Genomic DNA, 20,427 nt, shown 5'->3' on the forward strand with positions numbered 1-20,427 from the left:
GGAGGAGCTATGAATACGATAGTATTGGTCATTGTTGTCGCATATCTTTTATTGATGCTTTTCATCGGCTGGGCATCTTCAAAAAAGATTAAAACGAACGAAGATTTTATGGTAGCCGGAAGGCGGCTGGGACCGATTTTAATGGCAGGAACATTGACTGCTACGGAAATCGGAGGAGGAAGCTCGCTCGGTGTCGCAGAAAAATCCTTTACGAATTGGGGATTGAGCGCATTTTGGTATGTTGCAACGATGGGTATTGCCTATATCATACTTGCCGTATTTGCCCCCCGTCTACGCCGGACAATGGTTAAAACCGTACCCGAATACTTTAGACGCCGATACAGCGGCTCGGCAGGGTTGATTACCGCAATTATTATGATTTTACCGCTGATCGGTTTGACAGCCTCTCAGTTTATCGCTTCCGCGACAATCGTATCTTTTATGCTGAATATAAATTACTCCGTAGCGGTTATCATCGTTGCGATTGTTGTTACCGTATATTCGATTATGGGCGGTTTATGGAGCGTTACCATTACAGACTTTGTACAGGTATTCTTGATTATCATCGGTATGGCACTTGCGTTGCCGTTCTCTCTCAATCTTGCAGGCGGTATGCAAGCCGTCGTAGCAAATGTTCCGCCCGACACATTCAGTCCGTTTAAGGGCATTGGCGTCGGCGCGATTATTTCGATGACGATTATGTATGTTGCATCTTTTTCGGTAGGGCAAGAGGCAGTTTCGCGCTACTATGCCGCTCGTGATGAAAAAGCTGCCGTACAGGGGTCAATCATTTCTGCAATACTGAACTTTGCGTATGCCTTTATTCCAACGCTTCTCGGTATCATTACGTTGGCACTTATCAATATGAAAAAAATAGATGGAGATATCATACTGAGCCAAGGTCCGAAATATGCGCTGCCGCATTTAGCGATGGCAACAATGCCTGCATTGATTGTCGGACTTCTCTTTTCCGGTATTATTTCTGCAACGATGTCGAGCGCCGACTCTGACTTACTGGGCGCAGGCTCCATATTCGGGAACGATATTTACAAAATTTATATCAAACCCAATGCAACGAACCAGGAAGTTATGCGGGTTACACAAATCACCATGTTGATAGTCGGTGTATTCGGTATGATCATCGCACTGTTTAACACAGGCAGTATTATTAAGCTGCTGATGTTCTCGTTTACACTACGGGCAGCAGGAGCTTTCTTCCCGTATGTTATGGGGCACTATTGGAAGCAGGCTTCAAATATCGGTGCTATAGCGTCACTCATTGCCGGCAGCATTGTCGTTATCATTCTTGAACAAACAAAGACTTCGCTTTTCGGTCTTGACCCCATTCTTCCGGGATTGGCGGTTAGCTTTGCTTGCTTTATTATCTGTAGTAAGGCATTCAAACCGAATATTGAAAGCCTTGAATTAGCGGAAGAAAACGACTAGGGGAATGCAACTCCTCGCAGTTTGAGGTAAAAATCCGGACTGCGAGCGCTGTTCCTAACTTTTACAATCAACAACCCCGACGCAAAGCATCGGGGTATTACCCCCTCGCACGAATTAAGGCATTACGGATAAGGAAAATGTGTGTAAACGGCTCCGAAAAAGGCCTTGATAACGGCAAACAGGTCTTGCCGTCGCTCGGAATCTACCGTGTGCAGCTCTTTTAAAATGTGCAACGAATGAGCAAGTCCATTGGCGGTTAACTCGCTGAGCGTTTCCGCACCGGTGCCGAACAGAACGGCAAACAATGTTTCGATAAATTCTTTCCGCTCGGTATCGTTAAGATGAGAAAGCCATTCCCGCATGGTTTTTTCCGCAAAATAGCTTTCCTTTGTCCGACCTTGCTGATAGGTTATAAACTCATCCCGTTTAATCTGCCAAGAAAATGCATCATGCTGCCAGAAGGTGTTGGTTTCGGCGCTTTCAATAACGGTATAATGCGGCAGATAGGATAAAAGCACGCCGACAACGGAAGACTGTGGAATAAAAGAAGAGGTTTTAGGGATAATCGCTTGAAATCCGCTCCGCTGTTCAATATCAAAGGCAAAGCCGGGGCCGTCAAAGCAGAACACCCGCTCAATCCGCTCCTGTACCGAAGCGGCGGCAGTCCCAGCCGCATAGAGCGCAAGGTTTCCGCCCTTAGAATGCCCCGCAATGTAAAGCTTTTTGCTACCGCACACAACGGCAGCTTCCGCAGCCGCCGAAAGATAATCCGCTGCTGCAGTATGAGAGGGAATGGGTGCGGAAAGGCTCAAGAGGCAGTCTTCTTTCCATCCGATAATCGAGTCGTCCGTACCCCGATAGACAACACAGGCAGACCCCGTTGGAAGCACGGCGGTCACCGCTGCGAACTGTTTATCCGCATTGCGGTCAATCTCATTTACAAAGCCTTTTAACAGAATGGAACCGAAGCGCTCCGTTTCCGCAGCAGTTTTGAGCAAATCAGCGGTGAGCGGGTTGATTAACACACCAAACTCTTCAGGGGTTCCGCGCGTAGAATCGGCGGCATAGATACGGGCAGCTTCCCGCAGCGTAATACCATCGGTAAATTGGGCTGGGACAATATCGGAAAAGTTAAGGTAAGAAAGTTGACACAGAACCAGCGCATCTACCGCATTGAACGGGCGCACTTCAAAGGGAAGATCGCCCCGCCAAACTAGATAATCGGAAAGGTTTGCCATCGAAGGTTATGTTCCTGCAATGCTATTTTGCGGCAATTTTATTATATAGCGCATCAAGATCTGCCTGCGAAAAGTACGAAATATGCACGATGCCTTTTTCAAGGTCGCCTTTAATTTCCACTTTTGTACCCAGCGCATCAATAAATTGCTGCTCAATATCTTTAACAGCAAGCTGCGCATCATCCGCTTCCGGCCGGCTTACCGGCTGCGGTGCCGTATTTTTCCGTCCGGCGCGGCTGCCGTTTTTCAACTGAGCTGCCTGCATTTCCGCTTCACGCACCGAAAGCGCCTGCTCCGTAATGCGGGTAAACAGCAGCGTTTGATCTGCCGGATTGATAAGCGAGAGGATTGCCCGCGCATGACCTGCGGTGATGAAGCCTTTTTCCAGCGCTGTCTGCATTTCGTCGGGCAGCTGTAAAAGCCGCATCGCATTGGCAACCGCCGATCGGCTCTTCCCTACCCGCTTAGCGGTCTCCTCCTGATTGAGGTTGGACAGCTGCATAATCTCTTGATATGCCTTCGCCTCTTCAATCGGATTGAGGTTTTCCCGCTGGATATTTTCGATAAGCGCAATTTCAAGTTTTTTGCTATTTTCAAATTCACGGAAGATGACCGGCACCCGCGTAAGCCCCGCTAAAAGCGCCGCTCTCGTTCTCCGCTCTCCCGCAATAATATAGTATTCATCGCCGTTTTTTTCCGCGATAATTGGCTGAATAATCCCGTGTTCTTTTATGGAAGCGGCAAGTTCCTGCAAACTCTCTTCGTTAAAGGTTCGGCGGGGCTGAAACGGATTGGGTTTTAACAGCGCGGGGTCAAGTTCAACCGAAGCAGAACCGACCGTATCAGCGCGATTTTGAGTACCGGCTTGTTGCGCCGCTTCTCCTCGCATCACATTTTGCTGCAGCATTACAGACAAACCGCTACCCGATTGTACATCCGAAGATTGTGCAGCAGCATCATTTGAATACAAATCCGTGATATCGGAAGGAAGCAAGGAGTCGAGCCCTTTACCCAGTGCAGATTTAGGCACGGTCAAGCACCTCCTGAGCGAGTTTTGCATAGCTGCGGGCACCGATACAAGAATCATCATACTTGCAGATGGGCAGCCCGTGGGAGGGCGCTTCGGAGAGGCGGACGTTACGCGGAATAATCGTGCTGCATACGCGGTCTTTAAAATAAGCGGTAACCTGCTGCACCACTTCCTGCGCGAGCTTTGTGCGGGAATCGTACATCGTGAAAAAGATACCGCCGATTTTAAGGCGGGGATTGATTTTTTCCTGTACTCTTTTAACGGTTTGCAAAAGGAGCGTTAAGCCCTCAAGCGCAAAATACTCACACTGCAACGGAATAAATACCTCATCCGCAGCGGCGAGCCCGTTCAGCGTTAAAATCCCCAATGACGGAGGGCAATCAATTAAAATATATTCATATTCTTCTTTAAGGAGCGCAAGATTGTCGCGGAGAAAAAATTCTCGGGATTGCTGATCAACCAGTTCGATGGTCGCACCCGATAAATTGATATCGGCGGGAATTGCATACAAATCCTTAACCGCCGTCGGTCTGACCGTTTTTTGGATAGGAATTTTTCCGGCAATTGCATCATAAATACTCGGCTGCTTTTTGGAAATCCCGACACCCGACGACATATTTCCCTGCGGATCAAAGTCCACAAGCAGCGTTTTCTTCCCTGCCTGTGCAAAGTATGCACCGATATTGACGGCTGAAGTGGTCTTCCCTACCCCGCCTTTTTGATTAACAAAAACAATACTTGTCCCCATACGGGGCAGTATATCGTATTTTTCCAATAGATAAAAGGCCATTTATTGACTTTTCGCTGAATAATGACGATATTTAAAGCTATGGATTCAGATACTTCAAAGACTTTAGATACGCCGAACGCGGCAGATACGTCAACTCAACAAGACGCAAAGGCGGTTATTCCAATCGAAGAACTTTTGCCTAAAAAAATCAATCTTATTCCGCTGAACGGCCGGCCTATTTATCCGGGGATTTTTACCCCGCTTTTGATAAACGACGCCGATGATATCCGCTCTGTCGAAGAAGCGTACGGCGGCACCGGTTTTATCGGTCTTTCGCTGTTAAAAAATGAGACGGAAGATCCGGGCGCCTCTGATGTATACCAAATCGGAGCCGCTGCACGGATTATTAAAAAAATCAACCTGCCTGACGGCGGGATCAATATTCTCATTTCAACCTTGAAACGATTCAAAATCCGCAAAGTTGTGAATGAGAAAAAACCGATTGTCGTAGCGGTTCAGTATCTCGAAGATGAAGAAGAGAATACGGTTGAGGTAAAGGCGATGCTGCGCGGGCTGATCGGAGAGATGAAGGAACTTTCCGAAAACAACCCGCTTTTTACGGAAGAGATGCGGCTCAACATCGTCAACATCGACCATCCGGGAAAGATTGCGGACTTTACTGCCAGCATTTTAAACATCCCGAAAGAGGATCAGCAAAAAATACTGGAAACTATCAACGTCCGCGAACGGATGGAAAAGGTCTTTGTGCATATCAAAAAAGAAAAGGAATTGCTGGATGTCCAGCGAAAGATTCAAGCCGATTTGAATACGCGGATTGAAAAAAATCAGCGGGAATACTTCCTGCATGAAGAGCTCAAAAGTATCAAAAAAGAACTGGGCTTGAGTTCCGATCCGAAGGATGCCGATGAAGAGAAATTCCGCAAGCTGATCGACTCATTCCATTTTGAAGGTGAAGTAAAAGAGACGATAGAAGCTGAGTTTGAAAAATTCAAGTTCCTTGAACCCAATTCGCCTGAGTACATTGTCGGACGGAATTATCTTGAAACCGCGCTGACACTCCCGTGGAATCCTCCCGAACCGGAAGCGTATAATATAGAAGAAGCGAAAAAAGTTTTGGATGCGGATCACTATGGGTTGGAAGATGTAAAGAAGCGGATTATCGAATACCTTGCGGTACGAAAGCTGAAAAATGATACGAAGGGCTCGATTGTTTTGTTGGTGGGGCCGCCCGGTGTCGGTAAAACGAGTGTCGGTAAGTCGATTGCCCGTGCAATGAATAAACCATTTTTCCGGTTCTCGGTGGGCGGTATGCGGGATGAGGCTGAAATTAAAGGTCACCGCAGAACGTACATCGGCGCGATGCCCGGCAAGATTTTGCAGGGATTAAAAATCGTGAAAACAAAGGCGCCGGTCTTTATGATTGACGAGATCGATAAGATGGGGCAAAGCTATCAGGGCGACCCTTCCAGCGCCTTGCTTGAAGTGCTCGACCCCGAACAGAATGTTTCGTTCCGCGACCACTACCTCGATTTACCGTTTGACCTATCGCATATCGTATTTATCCTGACGGCGAACACGCTTGACGGTATTCCGCGCCCGCTGCTCGACCGCGCCGAAGTTATTCAACTCGCAGGCTATATCGATTCGGAAAAGGTAGAAATCGCAAAGAACTACCTGCTGCCGAAAAGCCTTGAGAAAAACGGCTTAAAGAAAGCGCAGGTGAAATATTCCAAGCAGATACTGCTGCATATTGCGAACGGCTATGCACGGGAGGCGGGGGTACGCAACTTTGAAAAGAACCTCGATAAGCTCCACCGGAAAATCGCCGTTGAGCTGGTTACCGGCGAGCGCGGCGAAAAAGATGTGTTTGCGCCGGATACCGCCGAAATCGAAAAGATGCTCGGCAAACCCATTTTCCGCGACGATGACATCAAATACGCAAAGGTTCCCGGCACGGCGATCGGGCTTGCATGGACAAGCATGGGCGGCGATACCCTGTTGATAGAAGCCTTGCCGAATAAGGGTAAAGGGCAATTCCGCCTGACCGGTCAGATGGGCAATGTGATGAAGGAGTCTGCCTCGATTGCATGGACATGGGTGCGCCACTTTGCCGACGCACATGGCATTGCAAGCGTTAAGTGGTTTGAAAGCCACGTTATCCACCTGCACATTCCGGAAGGCGCAACCCCCAAAGACGGCCCTTCCGCCGGTATCACAATGACCGTTGCACTGCTTTCGTTATTATCCGGTAAGGTCATTAAGCCGAAGCTCGCTATGACCGGCGAACTCTCACTGACCGGTCAGGTACTCCCGATCGGCGGCTTAAAAGAAAAAACCATCGCCGCCCGCCGCAACGGCATCAAGGAGATTATCATCCCCGCCGCAAATATCCGCGACCTCGAAAAAATCCCCGAGCACATAAAGAAAGGCATTCAGTTCCATCCTGTTACTAGGATGGAGGAGGTTATTCAATGTGCCTTTCCCCACACCTTTTGAAATATACGGCACATCTGCGTTGTCGCTACGCCGAAATAAATGCTCAACGTATACCCGATACGTCTCCGCTTTATTTCGGCTAGGCTCCTAGCATCTGTGGCGTCTATTTCAAACGGCTTACGGAAGGGGGGCATCTACTTCGTGCTGCACAAAAAAAACGTATCAGAACGGGCAGGGATGTCCGTGGTTCTAAGCAGTAGCGAGTTGCGTCAATTTACAACATCCGTGTTGTAAATTGGCTTGCAAGTTTTGCCAAAGGCAAAACATCGTTTCTGCTTAATACGCCCGCCATCCGTAGCGGTACTGAGCACAAATCTCGTCGTTAAGCAGTTGTACACGGGTGTACAACTGCTTAACAGTCTATTTTCAAAAGGCTTACGGAAAGGGTGCATCTACTTCGTGCTGCACAAAAATAAATATTAAACGTATCATTTCCAACAAGAATGTCGATGGTTCCAAGCAGAAGTGATGTTTTTGTGGAACAAAAACTCGCCGTCGGGAATGTGCATGGATGCACATTCGCCGAACAATGGCATCCATGCCAAAAAGTCTAAGCAACTACCTGCTGTACTGAGCCGTGAGGAAACGGCAAAGATATTCTCTCTGTTGCCTGAAAACGATTATGGTCTTTTTATCCGCCTGCTGGAGTGTTGTTCTTACAAGGTGGTTGCAGTCGGTTTTCATGCCCTACCGATCGAAGGTGTATCCTATTTAATGAAGATAGGCCTAATCTGGTTGTTGATGATGTGCTCCGGTGTATATTATGGAAGAAAGATGTTATTGGTTTAATCCGCGATAGTTTATATTGCAAATGGGGCGTTCGTATGATATTATGAGGAAGGGTCGAAAAGATGTTATACCGACGCCCATACTGGGGCGCGTAGGAATAGTTCTTAATTGTATTTTATAGATTCATCAAGTTTTTTTGTTTAATAGTAAGGTAAATAATTACATAATTTTGCTTGATAGTTATTAAACACTTGGTTCGTAGTTACTAATAAAAGACTAATTCACGGTTATGAAATATTTATAACAGGTGTAATTTAGTGATTCTTTCTGATTTAGTAGTATATTTTACTATCTATGTATTATAAAAAGAAAAACCTGGATTAAGCAGGTAAATAAATTCTACTTAAAAGGAGTTTTCAATGGACAAAGTAACAATTAATTGGAATGAAAATTGTGTATTATATGAGATGATTTCAAATTCTGATCATAAGTATTTAGATGAACATGGATTTTATGCAATATTAACAGGTATCTATGATAAAGTAGAAAATACTTATAAATCTATTAAATTACATTACATTGGCAAAGCCTATGAACAAACAATTAGAGAAAGAGTTCTACAGAAACATACGGCTTATGATTGTATAAAAAAATACTTAAAAGAAGATCCAAGAAGAAACGTACTTGTTATGACTGGTAAAATTGTCAAGTATTCAGTTGGAAAAATCACAAAGCAACTTGTTGATGATACTGAAGCTTGCTTGATATACACTAATCAACCTTTGTGCAATACAATGTCCAAAAATAGCTATGAGGGAAGAGACATAGAAATAATCAATACTGGTGATTACTTACCGCTTAAAGAAAAATCTGTTGGGTAAATGTTTCTGAAGAAACATAACACCCGCTTCAACCTGACATTTGTTTTGTCACGAAAGTTGCTGGAATCGGTCGCTGCTAGTGCAGCTCCCTTTTTAATGCAACTTTCGCGCCAACTTTGCCTTACGCTTTGCGTCGACAAAGGCGCAAATGCAGGTTAAGCGAATGCTAAGTTGATGCCGCAATGCGGCACTTAAGAGGAGATTAAAATGATTAAGAAAATTAGAGATGAATTATTACAAACAGTCTCACACCTCTCAAATAATGAAATACAATCTATGCGAACAGATTATTTTTCAGCGATGAAAAGTACTGAACTCAAAAAAAAATATAAAATTACTTCATATAAATTTTCATTGGGAAAATGTCATTATGTTTTCCCATTAAAAGAAACAAAAGAAGTTTGTCCTAATTGTGGGGAAAAACTTTTCTTGTTAGAAAATCCACGCGATGATTTAAGAAGTTCTAATGATAATGTATTATTTTGTGAAGCTTGTGATCATGAAGAAACTTCATCTTGTGATTGCAATTTTTGTACAGAAATTCGAAAAGATTTGAAAAAAATAGAGTTAGAACGTAAAAGAAAATTCATTTATGAACAAATAGATTTTGATAATTTTGTTCCAATCTCACTTAAAAATTTAACATATAGAGAAAAATTTCTATTAGGAACACTTATTCAAGCTGGTATAGAAGATGATTTCAAAACTCTAAAGCCTTTTTCTGCCTGTTCAATGCAAATTTTCCCATCCGATGAAGAATTGAATTCAGTTTTGAATGAGTTAAAATTAAAGCATTTATTAGAATTTTCACCAAGATCACAATTGAACTGGTTTGAACCAGATTATGAAAATAACAACTTTCGATACTATTGGAAAAATGTGCAGTTTCAAATAAATATAAAAGAAATTGATGAAAATCCTACCATTACTCGGGAGTTTCTAAATCCCCAAGATTGGATGCTTAGTTACCCTAAAACTGATCCCACTATATGGGAGGAAATTGTATATTGGGAAGCATTGTCTTTATTTAATTATATTCTTGACTATTTTAATATAAGTTATGAAATCGGCAAAGAAACAGAGGTGTTTTTCTGGACAGTTACAAAACAACTTCCTCTTGCAATTGTTTATAGCATAATTTATCAATCAGGCAAAAATATTGCAGCTTATTCAAGAACGAATCAATGCCCTAAATATATTGCTTATAATTCGATCCTTCAAAATATGCGATCAAAAAGAGATAAAATAATTGCAGGGCAGTTTCAACGTTGGGAATATAATCGACCAGATAAGGAGTGTCCACAATCGATAGTTTCGCAATATTATTTTAATACAATACTAAAAATTTGTGAAAACTATTGGAAGATGTTACCTCTGGATTTTTTTTCGATAGAGAAATAAACCTAACACCCGCTTCAACCTGACATTGCGGACAAGCCGCAAATGCAGGTTAAGCGAATGTTAGACTCATTTCAATTGTTCTGTAGTTCTTTTTATATTATTATTTACGTGAAGGAGTGATGTTTATATGGAAAATGAATATACTGATAACCTCAAAAATAAGTTTGATGCTATCATTTTAGAAGAATGTACAGAATCATATTTGAAATTTACTACAGAAATAAATGATATTGACAGATTTATTACATTCCTTTTGCTTGCAGATAAATTTGCTAGTATTCCGAAAAATTTTTATGAAATACGATATTTTGCATCTGAAGTTCTTGAAGATTCCAAAAATAATAGGTTTAAAGAGTTATCAGATTTAGTACGAAGTGGTAAGTTTGATCATTGGTTTTCTATTTATAAATATGAAAAATTTTTAGGGCAGTTTCTATATGCACGAGGTGTTGATAATCTTATTATGTATTTAAAAAATATTCTGGAAGAAATTGTAGCGAAGCAGTCTGCTATTTTAGAGTCAAGCAAAATAAAAAATATAGCTTATGGTAAAACTAATGATATAAAACGTGGATTTGAAAAAATAGAGGTTAAATTGTTTTTAAATGAAGAAGATATGATGTGGTTTGATGAAATTGTAAAAAAACGAAATCTAATTGTTCACAATAGAGCTATCATAAATAAAAGTTTTTTTGAAAAATTTCCTAATTCTAAATTTAGAATTGGTAAAGAACTTTCATTTTCCTATAAAGATATTTCAGAATTTTATGTCAAACTAACCAATTTTGCTGCACCTTTAGATAGTAGATTAGCACAGAAATTTTTACTTGTTTTAAATAATAATCATAAAATCAAATAAAAATTCTGGAATACATACTAGAGATCAAAATTTTTTATGAGTTACCAAATGAAAAATTGTCAAACATTATTGATTAATTAAATTGACTGTTTCGTTTTTCAATTTTTTAGAATTATATTATATTTATGAAAGGAAATCTAACATTCGCTTAACCTGACATTGCGGACAAGCCGCAAATGCAGGTTAAGCGAATGTTAGAATGCACCTTCGGGCAGAGAGGAAAAAATGAAAAATAAAGAAATATCTCACTCATTTATACATGAAGTATCTTTTACTTGTCAAATGCTAAGTTCTAGTGCCCTCAAAATACGAAAATCAATCTATTCCAAAAGATGAAATTATTAAATTTATTTAACAAAGAGAAGAACTCTTATATATTAACTGAAAAAGATCAACGTTGGAATAATTTTATTGACAATGTATGTTCTAGAAATTTATCAACATTATCCGCAATACAACGAAAAGCAGTAATTTGTTTTAACTATGATGCATCAATGAATAATGGGGGATTTAGTTTATACAAAGATCACTATCCACTTATAAATCCGACAGAATTAAAAGAAGCATTAATTGAAATCAGTAACGAAGAAATTGCCAATAATTATATAAAGGCTCTTGAAGAAGGGGGAAAAGATGATTTTGTAGAAACAGACATGAAATATGGAGCTTTTTATCCATCTTTGTGTGAATATTTACAAGAATATGTCGAAAAGAATAAAGATTGTATATTTGACTAAATTGGAATATTTTCAGCAAATCAAGCCAGCGAAATGAGGTGAGATAAAAATGGAACAAATTGAGATAATTAAATTCCTAAAAGACAATATTTCTCCATACATTTGTTTTGTCACAAAAATTAATAACACATCTTCTTATAAAAGATTTCCTTCCCATTCTTTTTCTTTAAAGCCGATAAGAATTTTATTTTGCGTAATAATAAGCGGTCTTTTTACAAGCATACCGTCCGATGCCAAGATAGTATACATTTCATCATCTGTCATACTGGGAAGTTTATCTTTAAGTTGTAAACTTTTATACAGTAATCCGCTTGTGTTAAAAAATTTTTTCAGCGGCAGTCCGCTTTGCCGATGCCAAGTCTGTAATTCAATTGCAGACGGGTTTTCTTCTTTGATGTGCCGTTCAATATAATCAATATGATGATCATCAAGCCATTTTTTTGCTTTCATGCATGTCGTGCATTTAGGATAATAGATAAAAGTCATATATCTTCCTTCGAATTGAAATCTTGGCATCTGCTATACGCTATATTGCTTACACTATGAGAAAAAAAACGTAAAACACAGACGCTTGCTTATTATCTTTGTGCTAAAAATATATCCAATTCCTCTTCCAGACTTATAAGCAGAGCTTCTGATCTTTTAATTTTTTCCAGTATCGCTTGCTTTTGTATTTTTTCCAACTTGGCAAATACCGTATCAAAGAGCTCTTTTTCCGTCACTTTCGGTTCTTCATCAAGATATTCTATTTTATAATATCCGGTCCACGCCTCGAACGGCTGCTCGTTTTCCTGCATGTAAATCTCCTTATGCTAACCTTAACATATCACGTAGATGACCTTGAAACTCACCGGATGTTGTCTCTCCGTTCAAAAAAGCTTTTATTTCTTGTTTTATTCCGGTCGGGAAGCGCCGCCAATAAGAGTCCGTCCAATCATGCATTGCAGCAGTAAGGTTGCGCTGTGTTTCAACCGGCATTTCTCCCAAACTATAGGAAACAAACTGTATAACCATTTCGTATAACAGATCGGCAGGCACCCCCTGCACCGAACCATTCTTTACCAAAGAAGCACGACGGTTTTTACCGCCTGCCCCGCTCGATTGCGGAATCCATGAATCGACCAGACCGGCAATCTGTTCCTTAGAAAGTTCCGGTGCTTCTTTTTGCAAGATATCGGCGGCATAATCCCGAAAAGTATGCCGGACACCATCCATACTTGCATCAATAGAAGCGTAGATCGATTCCGACATTTTCTTGGCTGCTTCTTCCGGAGTAAATGGGATGCTACCGTTTATCGCTCCCTCAAGCTGACCTTGCCGGCGTTCAACCGCTGCAGCAAATGCGTCAATCTCGCGTAGATTCGCTTTATTCAATATATAATCAAGCGCAAAGAGAAAATCTCTGTCGGTTTTTGCATTGTTCATGAAGAAAGCATATACTATTTTGTGGGATTTTTAAAGAGGAGAGATAATAGAAATCCGGGCAACCGCACGGGATATGTTTAATGCGGCTGCCTCAAAAAAGATGAAACACTCTGAAGAAATAATAAAAAATTTATCGCTTCGTTAGGGTAATGATAGAAGTAATTATCGTTAAAATCGTTGCTGTTACCGTAATCAGCGGTACATAGATATTGAAATTATACATAAAGGCATTGCTTTTTGCCGTAATAATCGTATTCGGTCCGATAATCGCATCCTTGTCAAGTTTTTTACCATACACATCTCTAATCACGACAGCTCCGCCGGAATTCCGCTGATAGTCAAAACCTCCCGCTAACGCAATATAAAAGTCAACTTTACGGCCGGGGGTATACGGATATGCGCCAGGACTTGTTACAGCACCGTTCACTGTTACGGTTTGTTTAATCTCCGGAACAATCAGCCGGTCTTCTGCCTCAATTGGAATAACTGCATGATAGGATTGATCGAATAATAGCGGACTTAAATTTATCGGTATCTGTTTTCCTTGCCGAAAGATATATGCTCCTGTAACATCAACCCACGGTTTAGTGAATATCGGTAACCGCTCGCGAACGATTGAAATAAGATCGTCACCTTCATTAAAAGGAATAGGAATAGTCGTAGCAACAATTTTAAGATCACCATCTTTATTTATTGTACTTGCATCAGTTTGGCTTGAAGGAATACCAATTGTATTACTTTTTTGACCATCTGCTAAAATTGTACGTCGTGTTTCAACATCGAGCGGAATGTCAAGATACACAAACGGACGAAGCGTTTTTTGAGTATCAATATATACTTTGTCTAAATGCCGTAGAGGTTCACTTCCACCTGATTGCTCACTGAGCGCAACAAAAAAAGAATCAAACTTTGTACTTCCGTCTTCTGTGTTTGTTGTACGGGTTATTTTAACCTGTGTTCTATTGGCTCCGGCGGTATATCCACTGCCGTAAACGGTAATAAGATCGGTAATTGTTTCTGTTTCTGCCAATTCATACGTTCCGGGACGCTCGACAGCTCCGGAAAGAGTAACACGCCGCTTTATACGCGGAATCGTAATAACATCACCGGGTGATAAATATGGGTCTTGGGCAAGATCGCCAAATCGTATTGCCTGGAAAAGATCATACTCAATTGTTTTTCCTGAACGCCCTGTGATAGAGAGATAACGACTTGAAGCAAAATCCGTTAATAAGCCGGTAATAGCTTGAGATGCCCGCATCAGCCCCCATGCTTTTACTTCTGTTGTTTTACTCACTTCTCCCCTCACCGTTACAGTAAAAGTACTGGGAGCAGTAAGTACAAACTGAACAACACTGAGCGGATAGTTTTGTGAAACAAGCGTTTCAACCTGCTTTTTAACAGTTATAAAGGTCTTGCCGTTTGTATTTACCGAACCTAAATTAGAAACACGGATAATGCCGCTTGAATCCACAACAATCTGATAACTCACAGGCGTTTGCCCAATCGTATATCCAAGTTGATATATATCCCCCGGCAAAACCCGATAATCGGGATTCGCCATTGCTTGTTGAGCAAGTCGTTTTGCCTCTGCTTCCGCATCGGAATTTGAAGCTGCGCACAATAAGGATACGGTAGCTGTAAAGAATAGAATTATCGTTAGAAATAGCTTATGCTTCATGGTGCTTGTCCTTTTTCCGTAAGAACTTTGTCTGCACTTTAGGATCGCGATATATCTCCTGCACAGCATTCAAAAGGAAAGCAAGAAAGATTGATAAGAAGAGGCCTGCGGCAAAGGCAATGATGCATATTTTTGCCCGCGATGGACCGGATTTTCGTTCGGGAACTTCGGGCATATCCAATATTTGAAAAACCGGAGTTTCGCTCGCTATTTCTACTTTCAAAAGCTCATATTGTGCTTTTAATTGGCCGTAAACTTTTTCTTGAACAGCAATTTCACGTTTTAGCTGCTCCATTGTAAGAGCAACACCTCGCATACCACCCGATTGAGCTATTTTATTTTCCAAATCGCCGGCTTTCTGCTCTAAACGTTTTATTTCATCAAATGATTGCTTCAAACTTTTCTCTAAATTCTCTTTCGTGCGCACTTTTGTATCAAGTCCCAGCTCTGTGAAGCGTTTTTCATAATAGTCAACAGCAGCCAAGACCGCTTGTTGTGCAAACTCAGGATCGATGTGGGTAGCAGCTAATGAGAATATTCCGCTTTTATCGTCCAGTTTTGCCTTGAGTAAACCTTTTACGATCTTCCGAGTTTCGGTTTTGATGAATTTTTTAACTTTATATTTTTCGGCAATATGCAATTCTTGGGCAATAGTATCGAGGAACGCATTACTGCCGGCAATATAGAGCGCCAACTGTTGTGTAGTATTTCCACTGCTGCCCCCCAACCCCGCTAAATTGCCTAAATTACTTTGTTGTAAGAAAGAAGCTAAAGCACCACCGGAAGCACTACTGTTGTTTTCTATTCGCATAACAGCAGTACTGGTGTATACATCCGGCATATATGACTTTTCCGGATCCATTTTTTTACCAATAAGAGCATAGGTAAAAACACTTATTGACACCATGCCCGTTAGCCCAATAATTAGCCATTTCCATCGCCACAATACAACGGCTAAATCCAGCAAAGATATTTCTTCAGAATCATCATTTGCGCTATATTCCATCCTACGCTCCTTATGCTCGTCTCCTCACCTAACCAGAAAGAACACTCATATTTTCAGTTGGTAGACAAACCTTTCTCCATCTCATGTACAATTTTATTTCATCCTTCCAGTATGCCGTTCAATAACATACACTTTCTTATATGAACAGCTCCATACATACAACAGTAAGTAGAGGAAGACTATATCACTATTTCTGCAAGCAGAAATCTAAAAACAACCTTTCAAGTTGCTCAATCCTCATCTCTTTTCTAAAATTATCGTCATAATACTTTTTTGCATTTTTTCCCATAGTGTCTAAGCCTTTCTCTGACATCAATGACAGCATTATAATAGTCTCAATAAGCTTATCGTTATCACCGACAGGAACTGAAATACCGCATTTTGCCTCAGTAATAAGATCTGCTCCCTCGCCATTTAGGCTTGCAAGAATAGGCTTACCCTGGGACATATAAAACTGAACTTTTGCCGGCACCGTCAAATTAAAGATAGGATCATCTTTCAGCGATACCATGAGAACATTTGCTCGCTGCATCAATAACGGCATCATTGCCAGTGGAAAACGCCCCGGCGCAAATACAGTCTCCACCAAATTATTTTTCTGAATAAATTCCAATATATCATTTCTACATCGGCCATCACCAATAAAGACAAAACGTATTTGCTTCAGATGGCGCACCTGACTTGCAGCATTTAAGATAAATGATAGATTTTGAGCCACACCAAGATTACCCGCAAACAAAAATACAAAATCATTTTTTGAAAAATGAGAAAACGGATATATGGAAGTGCCCATTAAAGTTCTCGACATAGACTCTGTATCCTCAGCCCAATTAGGGAAATAAACACATTTCTCCTTATAGGAACCTTTAACACAAATAGACTGTTCAAAGCCTTGAGAACCGATCAGAATTTTATCACAGCTATTGTATACATATTTGACCATTTTTTCAAATGGGGATAATAAAAATGTATTTTTAATCTTACCTACAGCAGATAAAGATTCCGGCCATAAATCCAATGTCCAAAAAATAAGCGGAATATTTTGCCTTCGTTTCAAATGAACCGCGGCTAATCCAATAAAAAAAGGAGAAGTTTCATGAACAAAAATACCATCATATTTATGAAAGAAACTATGAAAATATGTAAAGATATACGATGTAAAAAAATATGATATATAATTCAAAAGCAAAAACACAGCTGAACCATTGTAGCGAGGAATTATAGGAAGACGAATAATAGTAACACCGTCTATTATTTCCGTCCGTTTCTTAAACAGTGAATACTGATTCCTAAACATACGCTTCTTAGGATAATCAGGAATAGCCGTGACAACTACAATTTTATGTCCGCGCTTAGCTAAATCAAAAGCTATATCGTTGACCTTGAATTCTTCAGGGAAAAAATGGTTTGTGAAGATGCATAATCTCAAGATTCACGCTCCCCCCAAACCACTCTTTTAATATAATCAGTATAGCTCAAAATAATCCTTATAACTTTATCCGATACATTTGGTACGTTATAATCGGATACCATAAAAAAGCTAGTCATGGTTTTATCTTCATGTGCAAGCTGTTCCAAACATTGCATCACCCGTTCAGGATTAAGCCCTGTCATCATCACAGCAGCTTCTTCCATCGCCTCGGGGCGCTCATGCGCTTCACGAATATTAAGTGCAGGAAATTGAAGAATAGATGATTCTTCAGAGATCGTGCCGCTGTCGGACAACACAGCTTTTGCATTTACCTGTAGTGCAAGATAGTCACTCAAGGCGAAAGGTTTCTCAAGTTTTATCAATGGATTAAACTGAACACGATGAGTCTCAATCATTTTACGCGTACGCGGATGTGTAGTAACAATGACAGGTAGCATAAATGTATCAGCAATCTTATTGAGGATATTACACAAGTTTTTAAAATTGATTACGGAAGCAATATTCTCTTCTCGATGCGCCGAAACAAGAAAATATTTCTGCTTTTCTAAAGTATATTTTGTTAATATTGTAGAATGCTCCATCTTTTCTCGATATTTTGACAAGACTTCATACATTGGACTTCCCGTTTTTATTACTCTATCCGGCGGCAACCCTTCACGCAATAAATATTCGCGAGCAATACTGCTATACGGCATATTTATATCACTAATGTGATCAACGATCTTTCTATTAGATTCTTCAGGGACCCTTTGATCAAAACAACGATTACCAGCTTCCATATGAAATATTGGAATATGCCGTTTTTTTGCTGCTATTGCACAAAGACACGAATTAGTATCGCCTAGAACTAAAAAAGCATCGGGGCTTTCTTTTTCAAGAACTTCATCGATGCGAATTAAAATTTGCCCAGCTGTTTCCGTTGCATTTTTACCTGCTGCAGCCAAAAAATATTTTGGTTTCTTTAATTCAAGATCATTAAAAAAAACTTCATTAAGCTCATAATCATAATTTTGTCCAGTATGAACCAAAATATGCTCAATTATAGGGCTAGTATCAAGCTTATGCAAAACACATGACAACCGAATAATTTCCGGTCGTGTACCAACTACCGTAAGGACTTTAAAAGGTTTAATAGTTTGTGACATATTTCTAGACTTCCTCAAAAAAAGTATCGGGATCATTCTGATCATACCACTCATTGATCCAGAATTGTGTATACAAAGTATCTGTTCCAATATTTGTGATATTATGTGTATACCAAACAGGCATATCAACATAAGATGGCTCATCGCCGTTTAAGATAAACTCATAGATTTGTGTAGTTCCTACTCTCCGCAGGGATATTTTTGCCAGCCCATGCATAACCGTAAACCGTTCTATTTTTCGTGTATGAAAATGGTTCCCGCGTGTTACTCCGGGATTAGTAGTTGAAAATGATATCTGCCCACCAGCTTTAAGACGAATAGTTTCCACAAAATTTCCGCGAGCATCGGCATGTTGTTGTAAAAATTTTGGGAAATACGCTGACAGAGAAATATAACTACGGAATGTATTAAATAAGTTAATAATATTTTTATTTTCGAGCAAAGGAATAAAACCATTTTGAAGATACATCTCTTTAAAAGCAATAAACAATTCCCGTACTTCTGATACCTTCATTCTGAAATCTTCGGGTACTCCAATAAGCTTTATGATTGACTCGCCAGCAGATCTTACAGTTTTAATGTCTGCACAAATAATTTCACACAATGAAGCAATATAAATAAAAGGGATAACCGAATCAGTTATAATTGTAACAGGTTTATCATGTGTTAAATTATGTGCAAATGTTGCAATCACAGAATTATAATTAGGTCGACAAAATTCTCCGAACACATTTGGAATTAACAAACCTGTAAAAGCCACACTATGCTTGTTTGCCCAGTCCATAAATAAAAGCCGTCCATCGATCTTAGAACGACCATACGCCGACTTATTTGTCTCCTGAATAGATGACGAAAAAATAATATGCGGAAAAGTTTGAGTAGCTTCGCACGCGTTTTGCAATTGTTTGACTAGCGCAATATTTGTATTATATAATTCGTCTTCATCCTCTGACCGATTAACAGCAGCTAAGTGTACTATGACATCACAGTTTTTGACAAACATCTGCAACTTCACATTATCAGAAAAGAATGAATCATCAAATTTCTGGCATATAAAATCATCAGGAAGCAAGCGCAATCTATTATACAAATGAGTGCCAATAAAACCGCTTTGTCCAGTTATTCCAACACGGATCTTATTCATTAATTCACACCTAAATCATTCCGAACTATATCAAGTTTTAATAACAGATCTTTCATTTCTTCAACAGAAAGTCTTGTCGTATTGTGAGAATGATAATCTTCCAATTTTGATGCATCAACAAATCCTTCGATAAAATATTTATCATAGTTTAGGTTTCGATCATCACACGGTATTCTATAATAGCGATCCATATCTATGGCTTTGACCATTTCCTCTCTTGTTACCAATGATTCATATAACTTTTCACCATGTCGTGTCCCTATAACTTTCACCTCAACACTGCTACTATATAACTCTTTCAGAGATTGAGCCAACACCTCAAGAGTTGCAGCAGGTGCTTTTTGTACAAATAAATCACCATTTTGAGCATTCTCAAAGGCAAACAAAACCAGATCAACCGCATCATCTAGTGTCATCATGAACCTGGTCATCATGGGATCTGTAACCGTTATTGTCTTGTTTTCCTTTATTTGCTGTATCCATAAAGGGATAACTGAGCCTCTACTCGCCATTACATTTCCATACCTTGTACAGCATATTTTTGTCTCAGCGTTCTTTCCTAAAGCACGCCCCTTTGCTATAGCAACTTTTTCCATGAGCGCCTTACTCATTCCCATAGCATTGATTGGATAGCAGGCTTTATCGGTACTTAGAACCACGATATTTTTTACTTTATAATAAATAGCAGATTCTAAAACATTGTTAGTACCTTCTATATTGGTATAAACAGCCTGCATAGGGAAAAATTCACATGACGGCACTTGTTTCAAAGCTGCAGCAGAAAAAACATAATCAACACCATTCATCGCCTCATCAACAGATTGCCGATCACGAACATCACCAATATAAAATTTAATTTTTTCATTTTGTAATTCATGACGCATCTCATCTTGCTTTTTTTCATCACGGCTAAAGATTCTAATTTCACCAATATCGGAATTCAAAAACCTTTTTAATACAGCATGACCGAAAGACCCTGTTCCCCCGGTTATAAGTAAAGTCTTATCTGCAAATAATGACATAGTT

18 protein-coding genes and 1 pseudogene are annotated in these 20,427 nt (G+C 40.1%); 7 read left to right on the plus strand and 12 right to left on the minus strand.

Annotation, left to right across the window (positions count from 1 at the left end; genetic code table 11):
• The first annotated feature begins 9 nt into the window (after window positions 1-9).
• Window positions 10-1,446 (plus strand): sodium:solute symporter family protein, encoded by a 1,437-nt coding sequence (locus tag E4N66_RS10300; protein WP_253727941.1) that lies wholly within the window; start codon window positions 10-12, stop codon window positions 1,444-1,446.
• A gap of 122 nt (window positions 1,447-1,568) precedes the next feature.
• Here E4N66_RS10300 and E4N66_RS10305 read toward each other — a convergent pair whose 3' ends face one another.
• From E4N66_RS10305 to E4N66_RS10315, 3 genes are read right to left on the minus strand one after another with little or no spacing between them, the layout of a single operon-like run.
• A complete protein-coding gene (locus E4N66_RS10305; protein ID WP_253727942.1) occupies window positions 1,569-2,684 on the minus strand; it encodes an Mbeg1-like protein in 1,116 nt (371 codons plus the stop codon).
• Between the two features lie 22 nt (window positions 2,685-2,706).
• Window positions 2,707-3,714 (minus strand): ParB/RepB/Spo0J family partition protein, encoded by a 1,008-nt coding sequence (locus tag E4N66_RS10310; RefSeq protein WP_253673826.1) that lies wholly within the window; start codon window positions 3,712-3,714, stop codon window positions 2,707-2,709.
• Window positions 3,707-4,462: a ParA family protein gene (locus E4N66_RS10315; RefSeq protein ID WP_044016959.1), complete on the minus strand. Its 756-nt coding sequence runs from the start codon at window positions 4,460-4,462 to the stop codon at window positions 3,707-3,709. The genes E4N66_RS10310 and E4N66_RS10315 overlap by 8 nt, the downstream gene beginning before the upstream one ends.
• A gap of 63 nt (window positions 4,463-4,525) precedes the next feature.
• Between E4N66_RS10315 and lon the strand changes: the two genes are divergently transcribed.
• From lon to E4N66_RS10345, 6 genes and pseudogenes are all read left to right on the plus strand, one after another.
• On the plus strand, window positions 4,526-6,961 hold the full coding sequence (gene lon / locus E4N66_RS10320) for an endopeptidase La (RefSeq protein WP_253727943.1): 2,436 nt from the start codon (window positions 4,526-4,528) through the stop codon (window positions 6,959-6,961).
• 528 nt (window positions 6,962-7,489) lie between these two features.
• Window positions 7,490-7,606, plus strand: a pseudogene (locus E4N66_RS13160) (integron integrase); the annotation flags it as partial.
• Window positions 7,607-8,109: 503 nt separating this feature from the next.
• Window positions 8,110-8,571: a hypothetical protein gene (locus E4N66_RS10330; protein WP_253727945.1), complete on the plus strand. Its 462-nt coding sequence runs from the start codon at window positions 8,110-8,112 to the stop codon at window positions 8,569-8,571.
• A 207-nt stretch (window positions 8,572-8,778) separates the two neighbouring features.
• Window positions 8,779-9,972, plus strand: coding sequence for a hypothetical protein (locus E4N66_RS10335; protein ID WP_253727946.1), 1,194 nt, complete (start codon window positions 8,779-8,781; stop codon window positions 9,970-9,972).
• A gap of 127 nt (window positions 9,973-10,099) precedes the next feature.
• Complete coding sequence (locus tag E4N66_RS10340) at window positions 10,100-10,831, plus strand: hypothetical protein (protein WP_253727947.1); 732 nt, start codon at window positions 10,100-10,102, stop codon at window positions 10,829-10,831.
• 332 nt (window positions 10,832-11,163) lie between these two features.
• On the plus strand, window positions 11,164-11,568 hold the full coding sequence (locus E4N66_RS10345; protein WP_253727948.1) for a DMP19 family protein: 405 nt from the start codon (window positions 11,164-11,166) through the stop codon (window positions 11,566-11,568).
• Between the two features lie 135 nt (window positions 11,569-11,703).
• Here E4N66_RS10345 and E4N66_RS10350 read toward each other — a convergent pair whose 3' ends face one another.
• The 9 genes from E4N66_RS10350 to E4N66_RS10390 form a co-directional block, all read right to left on the minus strand.
• Window positions 11,704-12,054, minus strand: coding sequence for an arsenate reductase family protein (locus tag E4N66_RS10350; RefSeq protein WP_253727949.1), 351 nt, complete (start codon window positions 12,052-12,054; stop codon window positions 11,704-11,706).
• 92 nt (window positions 12,055-12,146) lie between these two features.
• The gene (locus E4N66_RS10355) at window positions 12,147-12,365 is read right to left on the minus strand and encodes a hypothetical protein (RefSeq protein WP_253727950.1); all 219 of its coding nucleotides are present in this window, start codon (window positions 12,363-12,365) and stop codon (window positions 12,147-12,149) included.
• Between the two features lie 10 nt (window positions 12,366-12,375).
• Window positions 12,376-12,993 carry a hypothetical protein gene (locus tag E4N66_RS10360; protein ID WP_253727951.1) on the minus strand — a complete coding sequence of 206 codons (618 nt, stop codon included), beginning with the start codon at window positions 12,991-12,993 and terminating at the stop codon, window positions 12,376-12,378.
• 130 nt (window positions 12,994-13,123) lie between these two features.
• Window positions 13,124-14,674 (minus strand): SLBB domain-containing protein, encoded by a 1,551-nt coding sequence (locus tag E4N66_RS10365; RefSeq protein ID WP_253727952.1) that lies wholly within the window; start codon window positions 14,672-14,674, stop codon window positions 13,124-13,126.
• Window positions 14,664-15,680, minus strand: coding sequence for a GNVR domain-containing protein (locus E4N66_RS10370; protein ID WP_253727953.1), 1,017 nt, complete (start codon window positions 15,678-15,680; stop codon window positions 14,664-14,666). Before E4N66_RS10370 ends, E4N66_RS10365 begins: the two co-directional genes overlap by 11 nt.
• A 187-nt stretch (window positions 15,681-15,867) precedes the next feature.
• Window positions 15,868-17,109, minus strand: a complete 1,242-nt coding sequence (locus E4N66_RS10375; RefSeq protein WP_253727954.1) for a glycosyltransferase family 4 protein — start codon at window positions 17,107-17,109, stop codon at window positions 15,868-15,870.
• Entirely contained in the window at window positions 17,106-18,257 is a 1,152-nt protein-coding gene (gene wecB, locus E4N66_RS10380; protein ID WP_253727955.1) for a non-hydrolyzing UDP-N-acetylglucosamine 2-epimerase, read from the minus strand. Before wecB ends, E4N66_RS10375 begins: the two co-directional genes overlap by 4 nt.
• Window positions 18,258-18,261: 4 nt before the next feature.
• Window positions 18,262-19,401, minus strand: a complete 1,140-nt coding sequence (locus tag E4N66_RS10385) for a polysaccharide biosynthesis C-terminal domain-containing protein (RefSeq protein ID WP_253727956.1) — start codon at window positions 19,399-19,401, stop codon at window positions 18,262-18,264.
• Window positions 19,401-20,423 (minus strand): SDR family NAD(P)-dependent oxidoreductase, encoded by a 1,023-nt coding sequence (locus tag E4N66_RS10390; protein ID WP_253727957.1) that lies wholly within the window; start codon window positions 20,421-20,423, stop codon window positions 19,401-19,403. Before E4N66_RS10390 ends, E4N66_RS10385 begins: the two co-directional genes overlap by 1 nt.
• Between the last annotated feature and the right edge of the window lie 4 nt (window positions 20,424-20,427).

Source organism: Treponema sp. OMZ 857, from assembly GCF_024181085.1.
GTDB lineage: Bacteria > Spirochaetota > Spirochaetia > Treponematales > Treponemataceae > Treponema.

Bases quoted from the DNA above. Each gene is read 5' to 3' on its own strand.
- E4N66_RS10330 (WP_253727945.1), top strand. From the start codon at position 8,110: ATGGACAAAGTAACAATTAATTGGAATGAAAATTGTGTATTATATGAG.
- wecB (WP_253727955.1), bottom strand. From the start codon at position 18,257: ATGTCACAAACTATTAAACCTTTTAAAGTCCTTACGGTAGTTGGTACA.
- lon (WP_253727943.1), top strand. From the start codon at position 4,526: ATGACGATATTTAAAGCTATGGATTCAGATACTTCAAAGACTTTAGAT.
- E4N66_RS10345 (WP_253727948.1), top strand. From the start codon at position 11,164: ATGAAATTATTAAATTTATTTAACAAAGAGAAGAACTCTTATATATTA.
- E4N66_RS10340 (WP_253727947.1), top strand. From the start codon at position 10,100: ATGGAAAATGAATATACTGATAACCTCAAAAATAAGTTTGATGCTATC.
- E4N66_RS10365 (WP_253727952.1), bottom strand. From the start codon at position 14,674: ATGAAGCATAAGCTATTTCTAACGATAATTCTATTCTTTACAGCTACC.
- E4N66_RS10305 (WP_253727942.1), bottom strand. From the start codon at position 2,684: ATGGCAAACCTTTCCGATTATCTAGTTTGGCGGGGCGATCTTCCCTTT.
- E4N66_RS10390 (WP_253727957.1), bottom strand. From the start codon at position 20,423: ATGTCATTATTTGCAGATAAGACTTTACTTATAACCGGGGGAACAGGG.
- E4N66_RS10370 (WP_253727953.1), bottom strand. From the start codon at position 15,680: ATGGAATATAGCGCAAATGATGATTCTGAAGAAATATCTTTGCTGGAT.
- E4N66_RS10315 (WP_044016959.1), bottom strand. From the start codon at position 4,462: ATGGGGACAAGTATTGTTTTTGTTAATCAAAAAGGCGGGGTAGGGAAG.
- E4N66_RS10335 (WP_253727946.1), top strand. From the start codon at position 8,779: ATGATTAAGAAAATTAGAGATGAATTATTACAAACAGTCTCACACCTC.
- E4N66_RS10300 (WP_253727941.1), top strand. From the start codon at position 10: ATGAATACGATAGTATTGGTCATTGTTGTCGCATATCTTTTATTGATG.
- E4N66_RS10355 (WP_253727950.1), bottom strand. From the start codon at position 12,365: ATGCAGGAAAACGAGCAGCCGTTCGAGGCGTGGACCGGATATTATAAA.
- E4N66_RS10350 (WP_253727949.1), bottom strand. From the start codon at position 12,054: ATGACTTTTATCTATTATCCTAAATGCACGACATGCATGAAAGCAAAA.
- E4N66_RS10360 (WP_253727951.1), bottom strand. From the start codon at position 12,993: ATGAACAATGCAAAAACCGACAGAGATTTTCTCTTTGCGCTTGATTAT.
- E4N66_RS10385 (WP_253727956.1), bottom strand. From the start codon at position 19,401: ATGAATAAGATCCGTGTTGGAATAACTGGACAAAGCGGTTTTATTGGC.